This window comes from Neobacillus niacini (assembly GCF_048572935.1).
In the GTDB taxonomy this organism is placed as follows: Bacteria; Bacillota; Bacilli; order Bacillales; family Cytobacillaceae; genus Neobacillus; species Neobacillus niacini.
The window spans coordinates 2,188,604-2,213,687 of sequence record NZ_CP183883.1 but is presented as its reverse complement, the minus strand read 5'-3'; the positions used below and the strand labels follow the sequence as shown (position 1 = coordinate 2,213,687).

Genomic DNA, 25,084 nt, shown 5'->3' with positions numbered 1-25,084 from the left:
AAACGAATTAATTTCTTTATATAGAAAGTAACAGTTAAAGCCGATTATCTCCATCTGATAATCGGCTTTCTGAAGCTATACAACCTATCTAATGTTTATTTTTATTAACGTACTTACCGTAGTCTGGAATAGCAATTTGCTCAAAGTCATTAACTAACTTTTTCAGACCATTAGCCAGCATTTCACCTGACAATGGCATTCCATGGCCAGTTACAGCCGTGGTTGGCTGCAGCGCCTCCAATTTTCTAACCGATTCCCAAGCAGCTTGCCAATCGGTTGTAAGATATCTTGGTGGTCCATTTACTTCCATTTCTTGTGTAAGAACCTTATAGAGTGAATCTTGTTTAACTGTAATAAATGCATCTCCCGCTATCAGAGAACGATCTTGATCCCTAAATAGTGACACATGTCCGGGACTATGTCCCGGAGTATGTATCCAGCGGTATCCCGACAAGTGCGGCACACTTCCATCAGAAGGAAGGCTTTGAATATGATTCCCTAAATTAATTGGTTCATTGGGAAACATCGGCGACATTTTAGCAACCAAACCGCCTTCTACAGTAGGGTCTGGCTCTGGATAACTTATTTTTCCAGTCAAAAAAGGAAATTCTAACTCATGTGCATATACAGGGACATTCCAATGCTTGACTAATTCAATAATGGCTCCTACATGATCAAAATGACCATGTGTTAAAATAATGGCTTGCGGCCGGCTATTAGCACCGAAACGATCTTCCGTTACAGAAATAATCTCGTTAGCTGATTCAGGCATTCCAGCGTCAACTAAAACAAAATTCTTTGTTTCTGGATTTCCGACTAAACAGATATTTACAATTTGGATTGTGTGGCTATATAAATCGGGCAGGACCTCTATGCCAATACCACTTGCTATTGAAGTTGCGGGGATAAATTTATAATCACTGCCATAAGAAATCTCTTGATCCATTCTTAAACCTCTTTCTTTATATTAGTAATTTGGCTGACAAAGCTATTTTGCGCTTATCCTTACTATCCTATGATGTAGGTTTATTTAAAATGGATTGGTTAACTATATACTTGAGATTGTTGTTCCGATCAATAACATAAAAAAACGCCTGGATATGTCTCCAAGCGTCCCCTGATTATCGTGCAAAACGATGATTTCCAATTGTCACGGTTACTTCACGTGAAAAGATCCAATCACTAACGGCTGTTTTTGGATTGTAGAAAAATAAAGAACCATTTCCTTTACCCATCAAAGCAATTGCTTCATTCACTGCCCTTTTGGACGCTAAGTCAGCTGGCTGATTAATTTGACCGTTTTGAACTGGAGTGAATGCATAGTGTCCATTTGAAATTTGATAAATGACTCCACGAACTGTATTAGGGAAGTCTGGACTTTTCACTCGGTTTAGAATAACAGTTGCAACAGCTACCTTTCCGGCATATGGCTCACCAACAGCTTCTGCACGAACTAGTTTTGCCATTAATTCTTCATCTGCCGCTGAAATTGGAGAGTTTGGCAGAGTCATATATTGTCCTGCAATAAGTGGCTTACTATTGTTCGCACTCATTAAGCTATTAACCGGAATACCAAATCCTTTAGCAATTTTCCAATATGTCTCACCATATTGAATTTTGTGCGTTGTTGCTGCTTCCGATTTGGTTACACCAGTAAATGCTGACATTGAAAAGATTAATCCCGCTGCAATAACAAGTTTTTTTAATTTATTCATGTTTTATAGCCTCCTAGTATTCTCGTTGTTTTCTCTACTAATAAGGCTATCAGTTGTAACATACTTATTCATTAGCCAAAAATAACCAGTGCAAGAATCGCATAAATCGCTCCTGCTATGAAAGCATTTATCTATTAAATGGAATAATTAACCATTTTGTTATTATTTCCTTCTTTTCCCCACTAATGGATAACTAAGGAAAAATTATTACATTCTATTTCAGGCTTATTTCATTAAATACCAATGTAACAATGATACCTTTCACCAAATTGACAAAATATCCCTTGATTTTTCACAGGTTTCTCCCTAAATCTTTGGTAATAATATAATAGAAGACAAAATGATGGAGGGTTCATAATGGAAAATCAGTTAGTCAGCATACTTAACAAACAAATTGCAAACTGGTCAGTATTGTATATCAAATTACATAACTACCATTGGTACGTAAAGGGTGGTCAGTTTTTTACCCTGCACGCTAAATTTGAGGAATTCTATAACGAAGCCGGATTGCATGTAGATGAATTAGCAGAACGATTACTTGCAATAGGAGGGAATCCAGTTGCAACGATGAAAGAGTGTCTAGAACTTTCATCGGTTCAAGAAGCAAATGGAAGCGAAACTGCTGAGGAAATGGTTCAAACCATTATAAATGATTTTTCAATTATAATTGGTGAATTAAAAGAAGGTATGAGCATTGCCGGAGATAAGGATGATGAAACCACAGGTGATATGCTCCTTGCCATTCATTCTGGTTTAGAAAAACATGTATGGATGTTAACAGCATTCCTTGGCAAATCGATTTAAGTTAAAGGAAATAAACAAATAAGACTCAGCAAATGCTGAGTCTTATTTGTTTTTATTTCGAGCAATGAAAACGAAGCAGATGGTAATAATCGTGAAGGCGGTAAACGCCAAGATTGGAATGGTGATAAATCCAAGCCAGTTAATATAATCTTTTGAGCAAGGCACACCACTTTTACACATTTCAAATTGCTGCAAATAAGGAATCTTTTGCAGAGCCGTATGGTAGCCAGAAATGAGCAGTCCAATAATCGACAATGGTAATGTGTATTTCACAATATCGTTATCATTCCGGTAAAAAGCAATCCCCAGTACGATTGCTAATGGATACATAAAAATTCGCTGATACCAACAAAGTGTACAAGGAATATAGTGGAGAACTTCACTAAAATACAAACTTCCAATGGTCGCAATAAGTGCTGTAACCCATGCAAGCAGTAAAGGTTTATTCATTCCCTTTCTCCTTCGCCGCTTCCTCAACTAATTTGTTTAAATCGTCCATCGTTGTTCCATCAAAACGCTTCCCATTAACAAAAATGGTCGGTGTTCCACTAACCCCTAATTTCCCTCCGAGAGCCTCGTCACTCTTCCAAGCGTCTTCCGGAGCTTTTGTATCAAAATAAGCAACTACCTTCTTAACCTCTTCCTCAGTAGCCATTTCTTCTAAAGTTTTGGTTAAAAATTCCTCGGTGAAAACATCAATCTTTTCGTATCGTGTATCTTCTGGCTGCTTATCGTAAATAAGTTCATGAAATTCCCAAAACTTTTCGTTGCCTAACTCATGATAGACTGCCTCGGAAAATTTAGCGGTCCGGTCTGAATCAACATTAATAAATGGATAATGGAAATAATAAAATTTAGCCCTGCCTGTGTCAACAAATTCTTTTACTATTAGCGGTACTACGTTGTCAGTAAAGTTTTTGCAATTTGGACACTTATAATCGCCAAATTCTACAATTGAAACAGGGGCTGATTCTTCCCCTAGAAAAGGCTGATTGGAATAATCAATCTCTTCTTTAGCTGAATCATCTGATTTGTCGTTGTTGGCTAGAAAGATAAATCCAATAATAGCTATTGCGATTAATCCAATAATCCAAAAAACAAATTTTGATGATGAAGATTTTGGTGGTTTGTTAACTTTCTTTTTCTTCTGCGCCATAATTGAACTCCTTATTAAATAATTACTTTCTGTTAATAACTATATAGTGACTTCAATAAAAATTCCACATATTAGACTAAGTACTTCGCTAAGGGTAAAATAAAGTAATAATCTTTTAAAAGGAGTTTTTTAAATGACAACACCTAATCTACAACTTGGCTATATTGGTACATATACCAAAGGAGAAAGCGAAGGAGTTTACAGTTTTACATTAAATCGTTCCGAAAAAAAAATAACAGATATTAAAGCTGTGGCTTACATAGAGAATCCAACCTACCTGACCCTATCAAATGATCAAAAGTATTTATATGCTGTAGGGAAAGAGGGTAATTCTGGCGGCCTAGCTTCCTATTCTATTACTGACAATGGAGAACTTGCTCCTATAAATAATCAATTATCAGAGGGTTCTCCTCCTTGCCATGTAAGTATTGATAGTAAGAACCAATTTGTATTTAGCGGCAATTATCATAAAGGGACAGTCGAGGCCTTTTTAATTAACTCGGAAACCGGCTCGATTCAGTCTGCCTCTTCCATTATCCAACATGAGGGTTCTGGACCTGACCCTAGGCAGGAAAAACCGCATGTGCACTATACCGGATTGACACCAGACGAAAAGTATCTTGCGGCAGTCGATTTAGGAACAGATTCTCTTACTACTTACGAAGTAAGTCCAGATGGAAAACTTACAAAAGCTCATCTTTTGCCTTTAAAAGCTGGCAGCGGTCCTCGGCACCTAACTTTTCATCCTAATGGAATACTTGCGTATCTAATGACTGAATTTAGTTCAGAGATAATTGTTCTGCGCTATCATCCGGAAAATGGTCATTTTACTGAGTTACAATATATTTCTACTCTTCCTTCAGAGTTTAAAGAAAACAATCAAGGAAGTGCTATCCATATTTCAGCAGACGGACGCTTTGTATATGCAGGAAATCGCGGTCACAATAGTATTGCTGTCTTTCATGTTGAAGAAACTGGTGAACTAAGTTTCGTGGAACATACCTCTACTGAAGGAGATTGGCCAAGAGATTTTGCCATTGATCCTAGCGGTAAGTATATTCTTGCATCCAATCAGGAATCTAGTAACTTGACTCTATTTGCAAGGGATGAAAATAGCGGAAAATTAACTCTTTTACAATCTGATATTAAGGTACCACACCCGGTTTGTGTTAAGTTTTTAGGAAAATAAACTTAATGTGTGAAGGATGTGTCTTCGATGAATTTCTTCCATAGTCAGGAATCCTTAACAACAATAGAGTGGATATTACGTGCTATCGTTGCCTATTTCTTTTTGCTAGTTGTAGCGAAAGCAATGGGTCAGCGTTCCATTGCACAGCTCAGATTGATTGACTTTGCTATTGCGCTGATAATCGGAAATATCATTGCCCATCCATTGTCAGATGAACATCTTGGGTTAAAGGGTTCTCTGACGACTACAGTGGTTTTGGTGGCATTGTATGTTGGCAGTGTTTATTCCATATTAAGATTTCCACGAGTTAGAAAATTAATCAATCCTGCACCCATTACACTTGTAAAAGACGGAGAAATTATCGTTAATGGGTTGAATAAAGCCAGAATATCCATCGATATTTTATTAGAAGAATTACGTGAGGAAAAAGTAGAAGATGTTAAGAAAGTTGCCTTAGCATTGTGGGAAGCAGATGGGAAATTGTCCGTTTTTTTGGATCCAAAATACCAACCAATCACCCCATCTACATATAACTTAGCTACCGAGCCATTTGATCTTCCTAAGACTATAATAAAAGAAGGAAAAATTAAACTTCATGAGCTCCACCAACTAAATAAGGATGAAGGTTGGCTCATAAACACACTAAGGAGCCAGTATCAGACTGAGGTAGGTAATGTTTTATTAGCCACAATCGACCGTAAAAATAAACTTAACCTTTTTTTATATCAATAATCAACAAAGAGGTGTCATTAAAGGCACCCCTTTGTTTTATAAAATTACCCTTGTACTGTTTTTGTCTTAGGAGCAATCGGGTTACTCATTTTGTTATTATTAATACCTATAGATATCTTTCCAATAAAATAATATCCATATGGAATTTTATTGAGAACAAATGTTGACGCAATTGACAACAGTAGACTAACAAAGAAGTATATTACTGTAAGCATTGCTGGATTTATTTCTACGGGTAATCTGTTGAAAGCTAAATACATAACAGCTAAAAAGACTGAATGCATTAAATAAATTCCAAATGAATACTGGCTAATCCAAACAACAACTCTAGGTACTTTGTGTAATTTTGTTGCTACATAATAAATTAAGAAAATCATACTTGTAGTAAAAAACACCATATCTACTCTTTTGGAAGAAATAACCGGAATTATTTTTGATTCATATAAAAATAAAACTATACCCCCAGTTATGAATGGACTAACTATTACCCATCTTGAAAATTTATTAATATATTGGATAAACACTGAAAAGTTCCTTCCACAGTAATAAGCGAGAGTAAAATAGAAAAACCAGCCAAAAAAAGGTACCCAATAAAACTTCTCCCAAATGTAAATTCCAATTTCATTCTGAGGTGCTTTGACAAAATTAAAGAATCCTAAATACACTAAATGAATGAGCAGCGCACTCCCCATAACGATGAATGGGTTCCACTTTTTCAAATATTTATGGAAGAAATAATGCAATAAATAAAATTGAAAGATTACTAGAATAAAATAACCATGGTAATCCCCCAATAATATATGTTTCCATAGGAAACCTCCAAAAGAACTAATAAAATTGTCTCCAGAACTTAATGATTGTTCAAACCCCTTCATCAGAGCATAAAATGTACCAAATAAAATATAAGGTACCATAATAAACTTTAGTCTTTTAGACCAAAAATTGTCTGGAAGTGCTTGTGGATAAGAACGCGCCAAAATAAATTCAGAGATAAAGACAAAAGTAGGTGTCCCAAAAGTTAATAAAACTTGCATTTGGTTAACAATATTGTTGTCATGAGAGTAAGCTCTTGCCAGGGAATGAAGAAGTAATATACTTAAACACGAAATGGTTCTCATCAGAAAAATTTCGTTTACCAATTTTTTCTCCAAAACTGATTCCTCCTTCTATTACTACTATTATTGCTGCTATTCATAAAAGAACATTTCAAAATAACGATATAATGTTCTTTTTGCTTCATTTCCATGAACTCCGAAGGTATTACCAATTATTTTTACATATTCACTAATGGTAATACCAAAACTGCGTTTATTCATCCACCATAAATTAGGATTATACAAAGTATCACTAGCTACATAAATAAGCTCATGATCACTGCCCTTATAGACTCTATGAAAATTATATTTCACCCTTCTCATATGAAAATCAGAAGAGACTATAATTACGGAATGAAATTTATACGTTTTCATGAGTTTCTTTACATAAATGGCGCTCTCATAAGTGCTATCTGCTTTGTTCTCCAATATTATCGAACTAGTTGGCAGATATTGAGCAGCATTTTTCCATAAATTATCCGCCAATCCATTAGAAACAATCAGTTTATTTGCGTATCCTGACTCATAAAGTTCCATTGCTTTTTCCAGTCGTCCTTCTCCCCCACTTAATACGACAATTACATCTACCTTTTTTGGCTCTTCATCAATCACTAAAAATCGTCCTGCAAATAAAAGAAAAAATATAAAAAAAAGCAGCACTGAATATAACGCATATTTAATTTTTCTAGCGGCGAACAGAATTCCTTTTTTTCTATTCTGTGAAGACATCAACTTTGGAGATACCATTTTATCACCTGTAATAATCTATTTAACCTGGTCTTCTTTAAACGGTTGCTTGTTCAATAATGCTATAAATATCTTTATAGGAATATCTCCTATCAAATTTTTCTTCCGCTAATCTCCTGGCATTTCCTCCAAATGCTGCTCGTAAACCTTTATTATTGTAAAGATGTTCAATGAGGGCGGCTAATTTAACCGAATCACCAGGGTTGTAGTTGTATCCAATACTTTCAATCGTCACCATGTCCATAAATTCCTTATTAAGACTGCTATTTACTACTGGTAACCCAGCTGATAGAAAATCTCCAATTTTGTTGGTAATACTTTGTTGGGCACCTTTACTGATTGCATTTGCTGCAATATCTGAATTTACAAGATAAGGGATCATTTCCTCATATTTAAAATGGCCCATAAAATCGACAGGGGCATCAAGCTGATTGACCAACCTCTCAAACTTTGGCTGTAAAGGTCCAGACCCAAATACCTTAAAAACGATATTGCTGATACCTTTATTTTTCAGAATAGAAACTGCACGAATTACCGTTTCCAGGTCATAACTATAGCTAATGGTACCAATGTAGGTTATCCAAAATTCATTAGGATCTTTCTTTACATATTTTTCTTTATAGCTATCAAAAATACCAAGGTCTGTTCCAATAAAAATGGGTAAATAACTTTTAGCATTTTCATGGACATTATTTACTCGTTGAACATAACTTTTTGAAACCCCCACGACGTAGTCTGCTAAACTATAAATTTTATTTGCATAGATAGTAAGTGGATATAATAAGATATCAGCCATTACCTCTGGAAGGGGTATTGCATTTTTGATTGCTTCTGGCCATACGTCCTGAATATCCATCACAAATGGAATTTGATACTGTTTGGCATATCTTCCAGCAATAAAAGCCGCATCCATCATTGGATACGCACAATATATTACATCGGGCTTTTGTTTACGATTCTTTAAATACAATGCTAGTTGTTTTGAAAAGTGTCTATGACTTTGAATTCGATCAATGCCAATATTCTTTTTGTATCCTAGTTCTTCAATCATGACGATTGTGTACTTAAGGCTCCTGCTGATTTTTTCAATTACAGCTTTGTCTCTAAAGTTCTTATCACTGTGCTTAAAATTACTCGTAAGTAACGTAACCTTATGACCTTTGCTGCTTAATTTTTCTGCAATATACGTAAATCGATTAAACCCTTTTTCCCCAGGAAGTATTGTAAAGGGAGCGACTAAAAGAATCTCTCTTTTATTTAAAAACATCCTTACACTCTCCATCCAACGAGTTAGCTTGACTGCTAAACCACTGCTTTAATATTTTCAGTAGATTGATTGGTCATAAACAACAGGAATTCCTTTAGTGATTCTCTATCAAGATAGGCATAATTTTCAATTAAGTCTGTAATTTTCGTACTATCGACATTCACTGGTTTACCTACAAAAATCTTTGGATGCACCTGATTGTCTTGTGCTTCATTTTGGTTTAGAATTTCTTCAAATAATTTCTCACCCGGCCTTATCCCCGAATAAGTAATTTCTATCTCATCCTCTGAATAGCCGGATAAGCGTATTAAATTTTTTGCTAAATCAACTATCTTCACCGGCTCACCCATATCAAGAATAAAAATCTCCCCGCCTTCTGCACGTGCTCCTGCTTGTAACACAAGTCTAGAGGCTTCGGGGATGGTCATAAAATATCTTGTCATTTCAGGGTGCGTTACCGTAATAGGACCACCTTTAGAAATTTGATTCTTGAATAATGGAATAACACTCCCTCTGCTTCCTAATACATTCCCAAACCGGACGGCTACGAACCTTGTATTGCTTTTTTGGTTTAACTCTTGCACAATCATCTCTGCAATTCTTTTCGTGGCTCCCATAACACTTGTTGGGTTTACAGCCTTATCTGTGGAGATCATGACAAATGTCTCTACATGTGATTCCCCTGCTGCCTCTGCTACATTTTTTGTACCAATAACATTATTCTTAATCGCTTCTTCTGGATTTCTCTCCATTAATGGAACATGCTTATGAGCAGCAGCATGAAATACTACCCTTGGCCTATATTCATCCATAATCGCAAATATCTTATCCCTGTCCGTAATATCAGCAATTTCAGTTACAATTTCAATGTTGTTACTTAATGAGGACTTCAATTCCATTTCAATGGAATAAATACTATTCTCCCCGTGACCAAGCAGAATAAGTTTAGATGGTTCGAATTGTGAGACTTGTCTGCAAATTTCAGATCCAATCGATCCACCGGCACCTGTTACTAGGACAACGCTATTAGCAATGTATTGGGAAATCGAGTTTGCATCTAATTCAACAGGCTCTCTGCCCAAAAGGTCTCCCGGTTCTACATTGCGAATTTCATTAACAGAGACCTTACCTGTTACCAAATCTTCAAACATCGGCATCATCTGTGTATTAGCCTTTGTTTTGGAACATTCCTCAAAAATATTGTTCATTTCTCTTTTAGTAAGAGATGGGATAGCAATAATAATATTTTCAATCCTTAAATCTTGCACCGCTCTTTTAAGAGTATTTAAGCCGCCAAGCACTGGCAACCCTAAAATTTCAAGGTGTTGCTTTTGTTTATCGTCATCAATAAAAGCGACAGGAATAAGCTCACTATTGCTATGTTTTAATTGTCTCGCTGTCAAAATACCAGCAGATCCCGCACCGATAATAAGTGTACGCTTTTTAACTTTGATTTTTTCAGAAAAATGTTTATCTTTATAAATACGCCAAGAAAATCGTGATCCTCCTATTAAAAACATATGCATCATCCACGTTGTTGTTAAAATTCGAAAATATACATGCTGCCCAATAATAAGCTGAATGATTGCGGCCGTGATGATTGAAAAGGTTACTGCCTTTAGAACAGTTACCATCTCACTTACACTTGCGTACTCCCATGCCCTTTGATAGAGCTTATATTTATAAGCAAATAGATGATGACTTAAAAGCAATGTGGTTGATATTAGTACTAACTGTTTTACGGCAGGCATAATAAAGCCTGGGAACAAAATAAAACTGCATATATATACCGATGTAAATACAATTAGAGAATCAATTACGATTAAAGAAAGAACCCGTTTTTGGTAACTCAATCTTGGCCACTTCTTTCTGATTTTTATTAATGGTTGACGTTGAAAAAAAATCAAACAAACCATCATTGTATGGTTAAAAAGAACTTTAAAGTTCTTTTTAAAGAACGAATGTATAAACAAAATCTCCTGCAATTGATTATCCAGTTCCAAACCAAATTTTATAATTGCACAAGCTGAATGTTATGTCTTAATAAAATTGTGGCTTTTTTTGCGACTAACAAATGATAGTATAGCTTCGATAACCCGGGATTGTTCTTCTTCGGTCATGTTTGTTCCAGAAGGTAAACAAAGCCCTCTTTCAAATAAATAACTAGAAACACTTATTTGATTAGAATGTTGATAGTACTTGTATTTATTGAGTAATGGCTGCAGGTGCATTGGCTTCCATACTAATCTCGCTTCAATGTTTTCTTTTTCAAGTTCCTGTACTAACTCAAGAGGGGTAAATGATGGTTGGTTCGAATCAATAAATAGGGTAGTTAACCATCGATTATGACCTGTCCCTTGATATTCTGGCATAAAGACAAACTCTTCTATAGTATTTAACTCCTGTACATATCGCTGAAAAACAGCCTGTTTTTGTTTTACTCTTTCTTCAATTACAGCCAGTTGAGCAATACCAATTCCAGCAAGGATATTGCTCATACGATAATTGTAGCCTAACTCACTGTGCTGATAATACGGCATATTGTCTCGTGCTTGGGAAGCGAGAAACTTTCCTTTTACGAGTGCTTCCTTGTCATTTGAAACTAACATTCCACCACCTGATGTAGTGATAATTTTGTTGCCATTGAATGAATACACACCAAATTTCCCTGTCGTACCACTCTTTCGCCCCTTATAGGTAGTACCAAGTGATTCAGCTGCATCTTCAATCACGGGAACCTGATAAAAATTACAAATTTCCATTATTTCGTCCATTTTGGCATTCTGTCCATAAAGATGAACGACAATTACTGCTTTGGGCAAGTTCCCCTCTTTTTCAGCGTCCATAAATGCTCTTTTCAAAGCTTCTGGGGACATATTCCATGTATCAAATTCAGAATCTATAAACACAGGTTCAGCTTGTTGATAAAGAATCGGGCTGGCACTGGCCACAAATGTAAGAGAGGAGCAAAAAACTTTATCCCCAGCTTGCACATTAAGCAACCTTAATGCGAGATGGATGGCCGCTGTACCTGAACTAACTGCTAGAGCACCCTTTGCTCCAACATATTGGGATAAATCCTCTTCAAACCTGTCAACATTAGGTCCTAAAGGAGCGATCCAATTTGTCTCAAAGGACTGATTGATGTATTTATTCTCTTTGCCTGTCATATGTGGTGAAGAGAGATAAATTCTCTTATTATTACTTTCCATGAACTTACATCCACTCCCTAAAAGCAATTTATATTAAAATATAAGCAATCGTTAGCGTTTACTTAACAGAGTTTGTAAAGTAAAATCCGGATGTCTGTACAAAGGAAAATAATTTTCGTTTCCTGGCAGATCATTAATCAACTGGTGATAAATTTCCTTATTACGGATTCTTTTTCCAATGTAAAAAGGTAAATCCCCATATTTATTAAAACGCTTTTTAAAACGATATAGTGTATCCGTATCTCCAGCATATCCTCCACCTAAATGTAAAACTTTCTTGCCTTTAGACTTTGCCCATTCTACAACGTAATGAATTAAAGAATTATTAGGGGAGTAATTTAAATATTCCTCGTCCGAACCTAATAAGTGATAATGTATGAAATCTCCATAATGCATAAAAAAGCAAGACATAATAACTTTATCGCCCATCATAACTTCTATTAATTCCAGATGATTTCTCATAAGTTCCACACTGTTTTCAAAATAGGCTCTCTCGAAATAGTAATAATCATATGCGTTTTTCTTATCCATCGTTTTATAATACAGTTTCATAAAGTTATCAAATTCACTTGGAGACCGATGGACCATTGTAAAATATTCATTGGTTTGTGCCTTGCGTAGTCTATTTCTGTTTTTCGTGTCATAATTAGCCCATATATCTTGTAAATCCAAAGATAAATCAACGTAAATGGTATGACGGTTTAATGTTGATTCAACATCTTTATAATCCTTGTCATTTCTAATCAACGGATGAAAACGAACAAACTCCGAAATAATATTGTTTTGAGAACAATAAGAATGAAAGGATTCCTCAAATCCGTTAAATAAATGTTTTTTATCAGAATTTTCAGTTATGTTAGTAATCGGGCCTCCATACCCATATGGAGTAGTAATATCGTATAAGTCCCCAAATTTTCTCCTTATGTCTTCTGCATATGGAATGTCATTTAGACTCCTCATTAAAAACGGGTAATAGACAAAATCCTGACCATTCTCGTAGATAAAGAGCTGAGCCTTCCCCTCCCCATTTCTCTCAGAAACCTCAAAATATTCTGGTGTGAAATATATATCCTGGCTTGCTGTCTTTTCTAAGAATTCGTGCCATTTCTCTTTTTCACTTAAATCAAATATTTTATAAACCACTAAAGTCCCCCCAAAAGTTCTTTTTATTTAGGTAAATTAAACAGATATCTAATTGATAAAAATGAAATGAACACAGTTTAAATCTCTAATTTCATCCTGTTGCTTACACAAGCCAAGGCGAACGAAAAGTTATTGGAGTATATCTCATTGCTCAATAGCAGCATTTTTCGTTTAGAATCAACCTGATAAAGACAGTGAAGTAGATCAACATTATTTAACGACTCAGAGTTTGTTAATCGATAGAATTGATTTTTAATTCTCCCTATTTGATAAACTCCATTTTTTGTTGAACATGTAAACATAGAAAAATCGTATGCCTTTTGTTCCGCTTCGGCATTTGGATAATTTTCTATATAACATTCATACATATAATTATCGCGGGTTAAAGTTTGCTGCTCCCCAACATACCAGTTAATGGATTCCTGTTTCACAAAGCCGACTTTTTCATACCACCTAACAGCTTTTTCATTATTTTTAAAAACATCTAACGATATGCTGGATTTTCTGTATTCCTCCATTAACGTATTACCGTGTTCTTCTAAAAGTGATTTTCCAAGGCCCAGTCCCTGAAATTCTGGGAAAACATAAATATTATTTAAAAAAAGGCTATTCTCCAAGATACGCCATTCTGTATAGCCGGCTAGCTGGTCACCCACAAATGCTCCAAAAAGTTTCACTCTTCGGTGTTCTTCAGGAATGGTAAGCAAATTCTCCAGGTATGCCTCATATCCTTTTGAACTAAAAATGGTGAGTGAAAAAATATCCTTATCCATCCCAGATTCAATCAGTTTGGGTATAAGGTGTGCGTCTTTACTTTTTAAAGGTTCAATACGTAATTTCATTTCGTTTTATTCCACCTTTTGAATACTAGCTTTCATTCTTCGTTCTACATCAAAGTCCAACATTTGTTGATCTGGGACATCAGCAATCCCTTCCCGTTTGAGCGTCTTGCTGATGGTCTTGAATATAATCCTCAAATCTAATAGAAAAGACAGGTTCTCTACATAAGTGACATCCAATTTCAATCTGCTGGTCCAATCTAATTGGTTCCTTCCCTCCACTTGTGCATACCCGGTAATACCGGGTCTTACTGAATGTCTCTTTCTTTCTACCGAAGTATAGTATGGTAAATATCGGACGAGAAGTGGTCGTGGTCCAACCAAACTCATATCACCTTTCACAACATTTAGTAATTGTGGTAACTCATCCATACTCATTCTTCTCAGCAAAAGTCCTACCTTTGTTAGTCGAATTGAATCCGGCAAATCATTGCCAGCTTCATCCTTTTGATTTGTCATTGTCCTAAACTTATAAAGAGTAAAAATTCCCTCATGATACCCGACTCGTTCTTGTTTAAAAAGAATCGGAGAACCTAATTTTACTTTGACCAAAATTGCAACTCCCAGCATGATCGGGCAGAAGATGCATAATAGGAGCAAACCTGCAACAATATCAAACAATCTTTTCATCGTTACCTCCTATATATTTTTATATAACAGTGTATTTTGTTCCTAAAAACGAACACCGGAGGACAAAATTGCCTCATTTTGCAATTCCCATTGGTATTTCTGCAGGACGAATTTTTTTCGTAAATACCAATTTTCTTAAATATTTTGTCATCGGCCTTTCAACAAGTTTATAAACGAAACATGACGATATTACTGTTAAAACTATGACGATCGCCATTGAAACAAAATAGCCTAAAGAACCAATTAAATGAAGCCTGATCAATAAAAAGAGATAGAGGTGCAATAAAGGTGTATGAGCAATGTAGATTGAATAGGAAGCATCCCCCATGAATGATAGTATTTTCGGGACTTTTCTCTCCTTCTTGTCTTTTTCCGAGATACCTAACATAAGAATCATAGAAAATACAGAAAAGAACAATGGCCCATGCAAATACATAAAGTTGTATATATTATTGATCCAAACCGCTAAATATCCAAGCAGCCCGATTGAAATCAATAAGGTAGAATATCTAAATGAATAATTAAGAGTCAAATATGCAACTAAACACCCGAATAGGATTTCCAAACTACTAAAACTAAAAATAAACGAATCCTCAAAATATGGAACAAGCTTTAACTCGATTAAAATAGTCGCCACAATCCACATAAATATAATAGGCTTAAAGACTTTTGGACGAAAAAGAAAAGCACTAAATAATAGATAGAAGAACATGATATGACACAGTGACCAAGCAGAATCAAGTATAGGTACAGAGGGCAGAAGAATGAACGACTTTATAATAATTTCCCAGGTATATCCCTCAAATTTGGACGGAGAAAGTAACGGTAAAGCAATCAAAATTAAAGTAAATAACCAGTAAAGGGGGTAAATTCTTATTGCACGCTTTAAGATAAATTCAGTAGTCTTTCCGGGTACACCCGCATGTTTATGATAAAGGTAATAAATCATAAAACCTGTTACGATAAAAAAGAAATCCACACCACCCGTTCTTTCCCATTGCCCCATATTAAACCAATCGTATTGATAGTTGGTATAAAATAAAGTGTTCACATGTCCTAAGAGGACAAATAAAATGGCTACCGCCCTAGAAATCTGTACATATGATAAAGTTCTTCTTCCACTTGCCATTGCTTATCCCTCTATTCCAAAAAATCTTCTTTTCGATTTACCTTTTATTGCCTTAGTTTTTGAATGTTTCCTCAAGGCACGCATTGAATAGTTTGCAAAATACCATAAGGAAGAAGGGATAGAACAATTTTCTACCTTCCTATATGTGTTCCATGTTTTCTGAGCAGATTTTAGCTTGTTACTTGACAGTGATTTTTCACACTTCCTGTATATTGCTAACTCCTCAGTCAGACCCAATGCTTTGATTCCTTTAGATAAAATTGATAGCCATAATCCATAATCCTCGGAGCAATCCCGATGTAATGGCATTTGTACATTCCCTACTTTTCTTCTATCTAGCATGACGGTCAGGGTACCTATTATTGTATTTTTTAACAGACTCTTATAATCAATCATAACTGGTACTTGAAAAACAACATCTGTTCTATCACCATTTTCAGTCATAATCCTGTATGCTGTATAGGAAAAGGCAAGATTATTTTGTTCCATAAACAATAGCTGACGCTCCAATTTTTTTGGGAGCCAAAGATCATCACTGTCTAGAAAGGCAAGATAGTTTCCATTTGCAGCACTAATAGCTATATTTCTTGCATTCGCAGGTCCACTATTTATTTCTAGTTCTATTAATTTTATTCTAGAATCCTCTTCCATTTCTTTCTTTACAATTTCAACCGTGTTATCTAACGAGGCGTCATCTACAATAATCATTTCCCAATTTGTAAAAGTTTGATCTTTAACAGAAAGAATGGTTTCAGTAATATATCTTGCAGCGTTATAGGTTGGAGTAATAACTGAAACAATTGGTTTAGTACATTTTTCCATTTATGTTTCCCGCCTTCTCCTTATAAATACAGATATTTGGACTAATCCGAATCTGTTTACTTCTAGCAAGATATCTAGTGATTAATCGCCTTGTTTTGATCAAGATTTTTTAATAATTGTTGGTTACGAATATTTCCTTCTTTTAACCCTTGAGCTTGTTCACGGTGGAGAACGACCCTAATCGTCTGCAGCAGGATTTTCAAATCCAGCCAGAATGAATAATTGAGAATGTAAAGAAGGTCAAAACGCAATTTTTCTTCAACTGGAGTAGTATAGTTAGCTAATACTTGCCCTAATCCTGTTATGCCTGGCTTTACCGTTAATCGAAACGAGTATTCCGGCAGGTTTTGTTTAAATTCATTAATGAAATATTCTCGCTCGGGTCTTGGGCCTACTATGCTCATTTCACCTTTCAGTACATTAAATAATTGTGGGAGCTCATCTAAACGAACAGCTCTAATCACTCTTCCAATTAACGTAATTCTTGGATCCTTATCTGTCGCTAATACTGGCCCTGTTCTCTTTTCAGCGTCTTGTATCATACTTCTAAACTTATAAATCAAGTATGGATTCCCATTTAACCCAATGCGTTCCTGTCTATAGAGAGCTGGTCCTTTCGAAGTGAGTGGTATTAATAAAAATAAAGCCAATAGAAGAGGACAAGATATTACTAATAAAATGGATGATACAATTACGTCAAACAGCCGTTTATTAATCTGTTGAAATACGCTTAAGCGTGGAGGTTTTATGGAAATGACCATCATATCATCTATTTGTTGTGTAGTAGCACCTATAATAGATAATTCAAATAATTGTGGTATTACCATTATTTCTTTTCCATGGTTAATGCATTGCCTTACAATTTCCTCTTTATCCAACCTATTAATAGTAGGGCTAAGGAGAAAAAGGTCACCCTTTTCTAGAAACTCATGTATGGAGCCCTTTTTAGATAAAGGAATATAACCTGAGATTTCGAACCACCCTTTATTATGGTTTAGGAATTTACCAGCTAAATATATTCCTGTATTAGAATCCTCCCCGATAATATAAACCTTCTTTTTACCGAATAATTTCTTGTTAACCAACCAAAAGGATATACGCATACAAATTAATAGATTTGTTTGAATAAGAAATACCACAAAAATATAACTTAGCTGAAAGGATAAATAAGGTGTCCATTTTGATATCATAAATTCAAAACCAGAGAAGACAACCATCGATAAAACAATGGAATAAACTAAATGCTGTATACTCTTTCGGCGCCAATCCGAATATAGATCATATAGATAAAAAACAAATAATGATGACGCCGATAGTACAATCAATTTAACGTTATCAATGATAGTCCACTCAGTCGGGATTGAAAGTAGCTCGAATACCCAATATGTCATGATAAATCCTAAATAGACTAATATGATATCGACCATTGCCAACAAGATTCTTACAAATCGCCCTTTATAACCTTCCTTCATTTCAATCCTCCTTCCAAAAACTTTTATAATTGGAGCAGTAAGATTTACGTTTGCTCAACAAAACAATATTTTCTTAATAAAGAACAACCAAATCAAAAAAATTTTGTCTCTTTTTTCCCTCATTTTTCAAAGAGGGTCAACTGTTGTAGTTCCTTTCTCGAGCTGGGACGAGTTTACTTGCTTTATATCTTTTACTGGTCTGAATTTATATAGTTTTCTGAAAAAGTGGAAAAGGCTGTAGTCGAAACGTTTGCCATCTATAAGGGTAACTCCTCCTACACTCGAAAGCGTATGGACTCCATCTGGATACAGGCTATCGCTTTGGGGTTCTACAAAACTAACGGATTCTTCTTCAAATTCTGAGATTGTTAATGTTTTAATTTTATTTAGAACAATTCTGCCGCCATATGTTTTTGAACAATCCTGGGCAGGGCGGTAGAGATTCCCTTCATGAACGAAGGGTGTGCCGGCCGGCCGAGAAGACCGTATATCAATTTTAACTGGGTTTAAACAATGCGGTTTCCATTCGCCAAATAATTCATCAGCATAAAAAATATGAAGTTCATTGTTATGACTTTGTATCGTCGAAAACGATTTAGTACAAAACAACCACCAAAGATCTCCATGTTTTACGATTGTTGAATCTACCGCATGAAAACCCTTAATTAACGTTTTCACTTTTTTCCATTCTTTACTTGATTTATTTAATTGATAAATGGACGCTTCCTTTACTTCAGACGTTTCTGGAATGCAATATACTTCATTTTCATGTTCCAAAATAAATGGATACGACATATGACAGGGGAACTTTAACATTGCCTGATTAAATGTAACAATATCCCAACCTACATTTTTCTTAACATTTAGTCCACTTATATACCCTTTTACAACTTTATAATCCAATTCTTCCATTAAAATCCGAAGTCCGCCTTCTTCTTGATAGGCAAAGGGATCTGCATAATATAAATCCTTCTTTTGAAATATCCATTTTATTTTTACATTTGAATCATTAAGAACCTCATGTATTGGTTTAGGAACAATTCCAATATTCCAATATTCATAGGAAAACAATTTTGAAAACACCTTTTTACACTTATTTATTAACAACTTTCCTAAAAATCCTCCCATTTGCTTAGAAGTAGGTTTCATAAACTTGGGCGGTTGTGCAGCAATAGAACCTTGTCGCATGTACGCAGAATGATTATTCAATATTTCCTGACAGACCCTTGCTGGCCATTCTGAGATTACCGAAGTAATGTGTAGTTTATTTTTCTTATAGGAATCTTTAATAATAGAAAAACAACCTTTTTTCAATAGTATATTTTCGTGTGAGATTTGGTTTAATGAAGCAAAGGTTACGTGTTGATCATTATAAATCTCCCAAAAATATTGAGGAAGGTTTGAACAATGTTGAAAGGACCATACACCAAATCGGGGCAATTTTGTTATTTCTCCACCGAGATTGCCTTCATAAAGGTTTAGCAGAAAATCTAGTTCAAAACCATTAATCTTTTTCAAATCTTTCTCAGAAAAATGATTATCATCTGTCACAGATGTTACGGAATCACATTCTAATATTGTTATGTTTTTCATAATGCTTGTTAGATTCGTTTTCCTTACATAAGTATTCCTGCCAAATATTTGCTTACTTTGATTGGAGTTAATCAAAATGATTAATCCTGCCTCAACAAACTCCAAATCCAGCATTTTTCTAATGCTATTTAATTGCCATCCTTCAACGTTGATGTTGTCACAAACAACACCAAAACGAAGTCTTTTTATTCCCATTCCTTAACACTCCCAGGGTTTTACATAAAATAATGGTGTTCAATGTGACACTGCTGCAAGGTTCACTAATTGTTGTGACCGATCAGCTGCAGTTCAAGTACTCTTTTAACGTATTACTCACCATTTGTTCTAGCGAAAAATCCACTTGAACTTTTTCTCGGGCATTTTCAATGAAATGTTTCCTCAGCTCTTCGTTCGTTTTCATTTCCAAAATTTTATTACAGAACTCACTAACTGAATGGTCATTTATAAGGACACCTGTCTGATTCCCGATAATGGCTTCCCCAATCCCGCCTCTGTTAATCGAAATGATTGGAGTTCCAACCGCCATCCCTTCTAGAATCACCATAGGGAATACTTCTCGGTGGGATGTCAGTAATAATACGTCCATTTCTTTAATAAACTCCTCAGGATTGTGAACGGCTCCAATCATCTTTATCTTGTGAAGTAAGTTTTGTGATTGAATGATATTCTCAATTTTTGTTTTTTCTGGTCCATCACCTGCAATATAAAACATTAGATTTGGTATATCGCGAAGCTGGTTTGCAATCTTGATAAATAGGTCATGATTCTTTTCCTCGGATAACCTTGCTAATATCCCAACCTTAAAGGTTTTGCCTATTTCTTTTGGATGAAAAGTAAACTGATTTAAATCTACACCATTATAAACAGTAGTAATTTTGTTAGGCTCAATTCCTGCATTAACAAGATTTCTCTTTTCAAAATCACTGACAGTAATGATTCTTTCGACATATTTATTTAATAAATGAGAAAAGATAACGGGATTTTTTTCCTCGAGAACGGTAACATTATGCTTTGTGTAAACAATCTTAAATTTCTTTTTAGTAAACTTTTTTACCGCTATACAATAGAGAACCATTCTCAAACTATTCGCATGAACAAGGTCAATTTGTTTATCGTTAATCAACTTTCTTAGCCTTCTTATATTCTGAAGATGTTTCGTTCGGCTCATTTCATTAAAGTGGTTTTGATGTTTTATTTTCTTGTACAATTCTCCAGGACCCGCAGCATAGTAAAAAGAAATGTTTGGGTGTTGTAATTGATTCTCTAATTTACAAAAATACATTTCTGCACCGCCGTGAATGAGCTTATCCGTTATGACTAGAATATTCATGTTTTGTTTCACTTCCTTTATAATTAACATTCATTTCTACTATTTGCTTACTGGTGGATAAGGAAGAAAACAATGCTGTCTTTTTTTTATTATTGTTTAATTCGTGATTTTCCTTATGTAAATAGGTCGTTAAAATGGCAATATACATAAAAAACATGTCGTTAATAATGACCGAAAGGAATCCCATTTGAAGAATCATCCCTACTAAAGCTAAAAAAAGGTATGGTTTATTTATGTGAATCTTGCTTTGAAATAACTGAACGAATAAAAAAAAGATAAATAAACAAAAACATGTCATTCCTAGTAAACCAGACTCTGATAAGATATCTAAAAATGTATTATGAACTTCTAGACTATCTCCATATTGAAAGAAGTTGTATTCTGAATAATTAAAAGCTCCAATTCCAATAACCATATGCGATGTAAAGTAATCCCACGCTCTCCCCCACAATTCAATCCTTCCACTTCCACCATCCTGGGAGAAGTCTTCAATTCTCGACTGTAAAATTCCAAATATATCAAATTTCATATAAACGATTGCAACATACACGGTGACCACTAGTGATAATACAAGGCCAAGCACTAGTTTTATCTGTTTAAAGGGGTTTTTAATGATAATAAAAATAAGGAATAAGAGTGCCATGACTAACAGTCCGCCTCTTGAAAACGTTAGTATGTTTGCAACTACGCAGAGAATCAAACCAAGCTTATTTTTCAAGGACTGCACATTACAAAGATAATAAGAAAAAAAGAGGGTATTATAGAAAACAAAGAAATTAGGATCCTGTAATAAACCGATTAGCCTTGGGTAATCTCTATCTAACAGTACCCCGAATTGGACGACCCTATCACCCTCAAATACAAACCCTAGACTTTTTAAGCCAACAAAATAGAGGGTTAAACTTGCAACATTAAAAAATATTCCAGCGTCGGATAGTGCTCTTTCAATCACCGAATCTCTAGCATTGCCAATAACTGACTTCATAATAAAATAGCAAAAGATATAAAGGATAATTCCAAAGATGATTCTAATACTTGCCGCAGGATATAAGGCAAATGCCCCACTGAAGCTATACATCAAGTAAAATAACAACATTGCAATTTCAAATAAGTGCAGCCTTTGAAAGTAAAATAAACCAAGATTAATAATAAGAAACAAGATGAGGAAAATCATATAGGGCTTTATAGCAAACCCTACATAAATGTAATAATTTGCAAGTGTAACTAATAAAAAGAGAAGGAAGATTGTAAAGCTGTAATTATGTGATTTTGGAGTTAAATTATCGTACATCTTAAACCCCCTCAGATTTCTTCGATTTCCACCTTTTATTGATTCCCAATGGTTTTATATAACCGTTTATCTTTTCCCTATTTTCTTTATCGAGAAAGACTACAACAGCCAATAAACTGTAATTGACGACAATGGCTAATAATGGGAGAGAATCTAGAAAAAAGTCAATAAAAGCTAAACAAATAATAAAAATGGCTAAGTACGGAACAATTACCCTTTTTGCAATAATCCAGCGATTTGGTATGCATAACCAAAAGCCTAGTAAGGATAACAGTTCAATCATTACACCAGCAACTGCTGCACCAGATACGCCATAAGATTTACTAAAGAACATATAAAGTAAAACACCAAGAAAAACTGCGATTAATTGAACACCGGTACGATAAGACTGTAATGCTCTTGACGTTAATCCATCTGCTAAGGCAATATTTATCGCCTGTAATATTAACATTACTGATAAAATCTTAAGTGGTAAGGCTGCTTGAATCCACTTTTCACCAAATAACAACTGAATAATACTTTCTGACATATAGTAAAATGGAATTGTCATGGCCATTCCAACTAAAGAGATAATTTTTATTAGCTCAATGTTGTATTTTAAGTGATCTTGTAAAAGGTTATTATTATATGATCTAAACAATACCGGGTAATAGGCTCCAGCAACAATAAAGGGAATCTGCTGGAGGGCTTGCGGGATTCGATATGCTACTGCAAATAAGCCGACTTCTTTAAGGGTTATCGTCTTTTCCAGCACAAGCGGTCCTAATTGAGGCAGCATGACAAAAATCAAACCACCTAATGTAAATGAGCCTAAATTTTGTAATAATCCTTTATGGAATGGGCCTTTCAATCGGATATTTACATTTTTACTAACGAGGCAGACCCCAAAAATCCCTGCTGCAAAATAAGAAAGTCCATATAGAGTGCAAATGATCAGTGGATTAAGTTGAAGAATCATCCCAATTGTAAGGGTGACTACTAAACAAATAGATGAAATAATACGGATTAGTCCGTAAAACTGCATTTTCTCAATCAGTTGAAAATAGGTTGTTCCTATGCTTTGTAATGCAATTCCTGTAACCATTGGGATTATCAAAAAATAGGATGTCTGAATGATTTCTCGTTGTCCTGCGTTTGATAGATGAATAATTAGGAATCCACATAGAAATGTAACGACCAGTAAACCCATTCTCATTTTCACGTATGAGGAAATAAGAATGGATGTGTTAACCTCCTTCTTAGACCCTTCTCTTAGGACGATGTCACTTAGTCCAGCATCTGTAAAATAGCCCATAATCATGGCAAACGCTAAAACAACACTAAACATTCCATAATAATAAGACTGTAAATAATAAGCTAACACGATTAACGCCGCAGCATTTAATACACTAGATAAAGCTGTACTATAAAATAAATGTATAATATTCTTTGCAATTGAATTTTTCTTAACTATATTGTCCATGAATTAGCCACCTTATTTTGACACCTGGTTACCAAAACTACTGCCTGCATTATCCTGTTTGATAAATGACTCCAAGGATTTTTTGACTTGTTCTCTCTATATACTCTTTCGTCTTAAGTGCCTCTTCTTTCTTGGTTTTATTAGCTCTTACCACTAAAATTACACCATCACATTGGTTTACTAGAATATGAGAATCTGATACGGTCAAAAACGGTGGAGCCTCATAAATAACGATTTCAAATTCTGATTGACATTTTCTTGCCAATTGATTGATCTTTTTCGTAATCCATATGTCTGAAAGATTTAAAGGAATAGGACCGGTTGGTAAGAGATACAGACCAGGAAATAACGTTTCTTTACAATGAAGGTGGAGATCTTCCTCCTTCGTAATCACATTGGTTAAACCAGTTTCATTATCTAGATTAAACCAATTGTGCAGAGTAGGTTTCCTTAGATTGGCATCCACTAAAAGGACTTTTTTCCCTTGTTCAGCAAATGATAAGGCTAATTTAGATGAGATAATTGATTTTTCTCCATCTTGGGTAGGTGAGGTCAACATAAATGAATTAGAATCCCTATCTAATTTTGATTCAATATTAGCTCGGATCATTCTAATTTGTTCCTTACTAACTGATTCCTCATTGAGCTGTAGTCTTTGCATTCTTTTTATTGTTTCATCTTTCTTAAACACCGATTTGTTCCCCATTTCTTCTTAAGATTTCAGCCTTAGGCTTCGTATAAGTTTTATTTTTAGATTTGTTTCTTTTATTCTTCAAATTGACTTCTCCTAAAACAGATAAACCTAGTATATCTTCCACTTCTCTTGTATCCTTTATTGAATCATCCCAGTACTCTCTAAGCATTGAAAGACCGATTCCAAATAGAAAACCAACCATTATACCAATTGCGATATTTATCGTCATACTTCCAACTTTCTTTACTGACGGCTCCCCATTTGTATCACGTAATAGTTTAATATCACTGACACCAAACAGTTCCTGCATTTTATTAACAGAGACAGTGGCAATTGTGTGGGCGAGCTCCTTCGAATTTTCTATATTACTGTCTCTAACCACTATATTGATAATTTGTGAGTTTCTATTATTTTGAATAACCACTTTTTCCGCTAATTCATCATCCAAAATATTTAGCTCATTCTGAACTGAATTTAGTACTACAGGACTCTTTATGAAATCAATGGTAGAAGCAAGTAACATACTTAGCTCTTGTGCACCGCCATAAGTACTTTCATTCTTTTCTAATTTACCAATTAATATATTTTCAGTGGCTTCATAGGTCGGCTTTAAGTAAAATCCCGATATTGCCAAGGTTAATAAAAAAACAATTAGGACTGTAATAATGATGGTAAGTATTCTCTTTCGGATAATGTGCAAAAATAATTTTAAATTGATTCTTTCGTCCATAATAACCTCCAAAGAAAATAAATTATCTATAAA

At 34.8% G+C, this 25,084-nt stretch carries 24 protein-coding genes; 3 read left to right on the top strand and 21 right to left on the bottom strand.

Features of this window, described 5'->3' with window-relative positions:
* Nucleotides 1-88 precede the first annotated feature (88 nt).
* Both ACN6MT_RS10435 and ACN6MT_RS10430 read right to left on the bottom strand, forming a co-directional pair.
* Complete coding sequence (locus ACN6MT_RS10435) at nt 89-946, bottom strand: MBL fold metallo-hydrolase (protein WP_419955817.1); 858 nt, start codon at nt 944-946, stop codon at nt 89-91.
* Between the two features lie 175 nt (nt 947-1,121).
* Nucleotides 1,122-1,715, bottom strand: coding sequence for a cell wall hydrolase (locus ACN6MT_RS10430; protein ID WP_063254092.1), 594 nt, complete (start codon nt 1,713-1,715; stop codon nt 1,122-1,124).
* 357 nt (nt 1,716-2,072) lie between these two features.
* Here ACN6MT_RS10430 and ACN6MT_RS10425 point away from each other — a divergent pair, with 357 nt between their 5' ends.
* Nucleotides 2,073-2,519, top strand: a complete 447-nt coding sequence (locus ACN6MT_RS10425; protein WP_419955816.1) for a Dps family protein — start codon at nt 2,073-2,075, stop codon at nt 2,517-2,519.
* Nucleotides 2,520-2,561: 42 nt separating this feature from the next.
* Here the strand turns inward: ACN6MT_RS10425 and ACN6MT_RS10420 are convergent, their stop codons facing one another.
* Together ACN6MT_RS10420 and ACN6MT_RS10415 are read right to left on the bottom strand one after the other, a co-directional pair.
* Complete coding sequence (locus ACN6MT_RS10420; RefSeq protein WP_419955815.1) at nt 2,562-2,969, bottom strand: disulfide oxidoreductase; 408 nt, start codon at nt 2,967-2,969, stop codon at nt 2,562-2,564.
* Complete coding sequence (locus tag ACN6MT_RS10415) at nt 2,962-3,675, bottom strand: DsbA family protein (protein WP_419955814.1); 714 nt, start codon at nt 3,673-3,675, stop codon at nt 2,962-2,964. The genes ACN6MT_RS10420 and ACN6MT_RS10415 overlap by 8 nt, the downstream gene beginning before the upstream one ends.
* A gap of 133 nt (nt 3,676-3,808) precedes the next feature.
* Between ACN6MT_RS10415 and ACN6MT_RS10410 the strand changes: the two genes are divergently transcribed.
* The gene (locus ACN6MT_RS10410; protein ID WP_419955813.1) at nt 3,809-4,864 is read left to right on the top strand and encodes a lactonase family protein; all 1,056 of its coding nucleotides are present in this window, start codon (nt 3,809-3,811) and stop codon (nt 4,862-4,864) included.
* A 27-nt stretch (nt 4,865-4,891) separates the two neighbouring features.
* Nucleotides 4,892-5,596, top strand: coding sequence for a DUF421 domain-containing protein (locus ACN6MT_RS10405; protein WP_419955812.1), 705 nt, complete (start codon nt 4,892-4,894; stop codon nt 5,594-5,596).
* A gap of 44 nt (nt 5,597-5,640) precedes the next feature.
* On the opposite strand, the gene ACN6MT_RS10400 is transcribed toward ACN6MT_RS10405, so the two are convergent.
* The 17 genes from ACN6MT_RS10400 to ACN6MT_RS10320 all read right to left on the bottom strand — a co-directional run bounded on the left by ACN6MT_RS10400 (nt 5,641) and on the right by ACN6MT_RS10320 (nt 25,051).
* Nucleotides 5,641-6,747, bottom strand: a complete 1,107-nt coding sequence (locus ACN6MT_RS10400; protein WP_419955811.1) for an acyltransferase family protein — start codon at nt 6,745-6,747, stop codon at nt 5,641-5,643.
* A 36-nt stretch (nt 6,748-6,783) separates the two neighbouring features.
* Nucleotides 6,784-7,302, bottom strand: coding sequence for a YdcF family protein (locus tag ACN6MT_RS10395; protein ID WP_419955810.1), 519 nt, complete (start codon nt 7,300-7,302; stop codon nt 6,784-6,786).
* A gap of 172 nt (nt 7,303-7,474) precedes the next feature.
* Entirely contained in the window at nt 7,475-8,704 is a 1,230-nt protein-coding gene (locus ACN6MT_RS10390) for a glycosyltransferase family 4 protein (protein WP_419955809.1), read from the bottom strand.
* A gap of 35 nt (nt 8,705-8,739) precedes the next feature.
* A complete protein-coding gene (locus ACN6MT_RS10385; RefSeq protein WP_419955808.1) occupies nt 8,740-10,557 on the bottom strand; it encodes a polysaccharide biosynthesis protein in 1,818 nt (605 codons plus the stop codon).
* 180 nt (nt 10,558-10,737) lie between these two features.
* Nucleotides 10,738-11,916, bottom strand: coding sequence for a DegT/DnrJ/EryC1/StrS family aminotransferase (locus ACN6MT_RS10380; protein WP_419955807.1), 1,179 nt, complete (start codon nt 11,914-11,916; stop codon nt 10,738-10,740).
* A gap of 51 nt (nt 11,917-11,967) precedes the next feature.
* Entirely contained in the window at nt 11,968-13,059 is a 1,092-nt protein-coding gene (locus ACN6MT_RS10375) for a GNAT family N-acetyltransferase (RefSeq protein ID WP_419955806.1), read from the bottom strand.
* 77 nt (nt 13,060-13,136) lie between these two features.
* Nucleotides 13,137-13,901 (bottom strand): GNAT family N-acetyltransferase, encoded by a 765-nt coding sequence (locus ACN6MT_RS10370; protein WP_419955805.1) that lies wholly within the window; start codon nt 13,899-13,901, stop codon nt 13,137-13,139.
* 6 nt (nt 13,902-13,907) lie between these two features.
* Nucleotides 13,908-14,528: a sugar transferase gene (locus tag ACN6MT_RS10365; RefSeq protein ID WP_419955804.1), complete on the bottom strand. Its 621-nt coding sequence runs from the start codon at nt 14,526-14,528 to the stop codon at nt 13,908-13,910.
* A gap of 73 nt (nt 14,529-14,601) precedes the next feature.
* Nucleotides 14,602-15,657: an acyltransferase family protein gene (locus tag ACN6MT_RS10360; RefSeq protein WP_419955803.1), complete on the bottom strand. Its 1,056-nt coding sequence runs from the start codon at nt 15,655-15,657 to the stop codon at nt 14,602-14,604.
* A gap of 3 nt (nt 15,658-15,660) precedes the next feature.
* Nucleotides 15,661-16,479: a glycosyltransferase family 2 protein gene (locus ACN6MT_RS10355; protein WP_419955802.1), complete on the bottom strand. Its 819-nt coding sequence runs from the start codon at nt 16,477-16,479 to the stop codon at nt 15,661-15,663.
* A 74-nt stretch (nt 16,480-16,553) separates the two neighbouring features.
* Nucleotides 16,554-17,951: a sugar transferase gene (locus ACN6MT_RS10350; protein WP_419955801.1), complete on the bottom strand. Its 1,398-nt coding sequence runs from the start codon at nt 17,949-17,951 to the stop codon at nt 16,554-16,556.
* Nucleotides 17,952-18,077: 126 nt separating this feature from the next.
* A complete protein-coding gene (locus ACN6MT_RS10345) occupies nt 18,078-19,739 on the bottom strand; it encodes a glucosamine inositolphosphorylceramide transferase family protein (RefSeq protein ID WP_419955800.1) in 1,662 nt (553 codons plus the stop codon).
* 82 nt (nt 19,740-19,821) lie between these two features.
* A complete protein-coding gene (locus ACN6MT_RS10340; protein ID WP_419955799.1) occupies nt 19,822-20,874 on the bottom strand; it encodes a glycosyltransferase family 4 protein in 1,053 nt (350 codons plus the stop codon).
* Nucleotides 20,849-22,165 carry an O-antigen ligase family protein gene (locus tag ACN6MT_RS10335; RefSeq protein WP_419955798.1) on the bottom strand — a complete coding sequence of 439 codons (1,317 nt, stop codon included), beginning with the start codon at nt 22,163-22,165 and terminating at the stop codon, nt 20,849-20,851. The genes ACN6MT_RS10340 and ACN6MT_RS10335 overlap by 26 nt, the downstream gene beginning before the upstream one ends.
* A 1-nt stretch (nt 22,166) precedes the next feature.
* On the bottom strand, nt 22,167-23,627 hold the full coding sequence (locus ACN6MT_RS10330; RefSeq protein ID WP_419955797.1) for an oligosaccharide flippase family protein: 1,461 nt from the start codon (nt 23,625-23,627) through the stop codon (nt 22,167-22,169).
* Between the two features lie 49 nt (nt 23,628-23,676).
* A complete protein-coding gene (locus ACN6MT_RS10325; RefSeq protein ID WP_419955796.1) occupies nt 23,677-24,318 on the bottom strand; it encodes a CpsD/CapB family tyrosine-protein kinase in 642 nt (213 codons plus the stop codon).
* The gene (locus tag ACN6MT_RS10320; protein ID WP_419955795.1) at nt 24,311-25,051 is read right to left on the bottom strand and encodes a YveK family protein; all 741 of its coding nucleotides are present in this window, start codon (nt 25,049-25,051) and stop codon (nt 24,311-24,313) included. Before ACN6MT_RS10320 ends, ACN6MT_RS10325 begins: the two co-directional genes overlap by 8 nt.
* Nucleotides 25,052-25,084 lie beyond the last annotated feature (33 nt).

What these genes read in the sequence shown, in the direction of transcription:
- ACN6MT_RS10435 (WP_419955817.1), bottom strand. Translation starts at nt 946, where the DNA reads ATGGATCAAGAGATTTCTTATGGCAGTGATTATAAATTTATCCCCGCA.
- ACN6MT_RS10430 (WP_063254092.1), bottom strand. Translation starts at nt 1,715, where the DNA reads ATGAATAAATTAAAAAAACTTGTTATTGCAGCGGGATTAATCTTTTCA.
- ACN6MT_RS10425 (WP_419955816.1), top strand. Translation starts at nt 2,073, where the DNA reads ATGGAAAATCAGTTAGTCAGCATACTTAACAAACAAATTGCAAACTGG.
- ACN6MT_RS10420 (WP_419955815.1), bottom strand. Translation starts at nt 2,969, where the DNA reads ATGAATAAACCTTTACTGCTTGCATGGGTTACAGCACTTATTGCGACC.
- ACN6MT_RS10415 (WP_419955814.1), bottom strand. Translation starts at nt 3,675, where the DNA reads ATGGCGCAGAAGAAAAAGAAAGTTAACAAACCACCAAAATCTTCATCA.
- ACN6MT_RS10410 (WP_419955813.1), top strand. Translation starts at nt 3,809, where the DNA reads ATGACAACACCTAATCTACAACTTGGCTATATTGGTACATATACCAAA.
- ACN6MT_RS10405 (WP_419955812.1), top strand. Translation starts at nt 4,892, where the DNA reads ATGAATTTCTTCCATAGTCAGGAATCCTTAACAACAATAGAGTGGATA.
- ACN6MT_RS10390 (WP_419955809.1), bottom strand. Translation starts at nt 8,704, where the DNA reads ATGTTTTTAAATAAAAGAGAGATTCTTTTAGTCGCTCCCTTTACAATA.
- ACN6MT_RS10380 (WP_419955807.1), bottom strand. Translation starts at nt 11,916, where the DNA reads ATGGAAAGTAATAATAAGAGAATTTATCTCTCTTCACCACATATGACA.
- ACN6MT_RS10370 (WP_419955805.1), bottom strand. Translation starts at nt 13,901, where the DNA reads ATGAAATTACGTATTGAACCTTTAAAAAGTAAAGACGCACACCTTATA.
- ACN6MT_RS10365 (WP_419955804.1), bottom strand. Translation starts at nt 14,528, where the DNA reads ATGAAAAGATTGTTTGATATTGTTGCAGGTTTGCTCCTATTATGCATC.
- ACN6MT_RS10360 (WP_419955803.1), bottom strand. Translation starts at nt 15,657, where the DNA reads ATGGCAAGTGGAAGAAGAACTTTATCATATGTACAGATTTCTAGGGCG.
- ACN6MT_RS10355 (WP_419955802.1), bottom strand. Translation starts at nt 16,479, where the DNA reads ATGGAAAAATGTACTAAACCAATTGTTTCAGTTATTACTCCAACCTAT.
- ACN6MT_RS10350 (WP_419955801.1), bottom strand. Translation starts at nt 17,951, where the DNA reads ATGAAGGAAGGTTATAAAGGGCGATTTGTAAGAATCTTGTTGGCAATG.
- ACN6MT_RS10345 (WP_419955800.1), bottom strand. Translation starts at nt 19,739, where the DNA reads ATGGGAATAAAAAGACTTCGTTTTGGTGTTGTTTGTGACAACATCAAC.
- ACN6MT_RS10340 (WP_419955799.1), bottom strand. Translation starts at nt 20,874, where the DNA reads ATGAATATTCTAGTCATAACGGATAAGCTCATTCACGGCGGTGCAGAA.
- ACN6MT_RS10335 (WP_419955798.1), bottom strand. Translation starts at nt 22,165, where the DNA reads ATGTACGATAATTTAACTCCAAAATCACATAATTACAGCTTTACAATC.
- ACN6MT_RS10330 (WP_419955797.1), bottom strand. Translation starts at nt 23,627, where the DNA reads ATGGACAATATAGTTAAGAAAAATTCAATTGCAAAGAATATTATACAT.
- ACN6MT_RS10320 (WP_419955795.1), bottom strand. Translation starts at nt 25,051, where the DNA reads ATGGACGAAAGAATCAATTTAAAATTATTTTTGCACATTATCCGAAAG.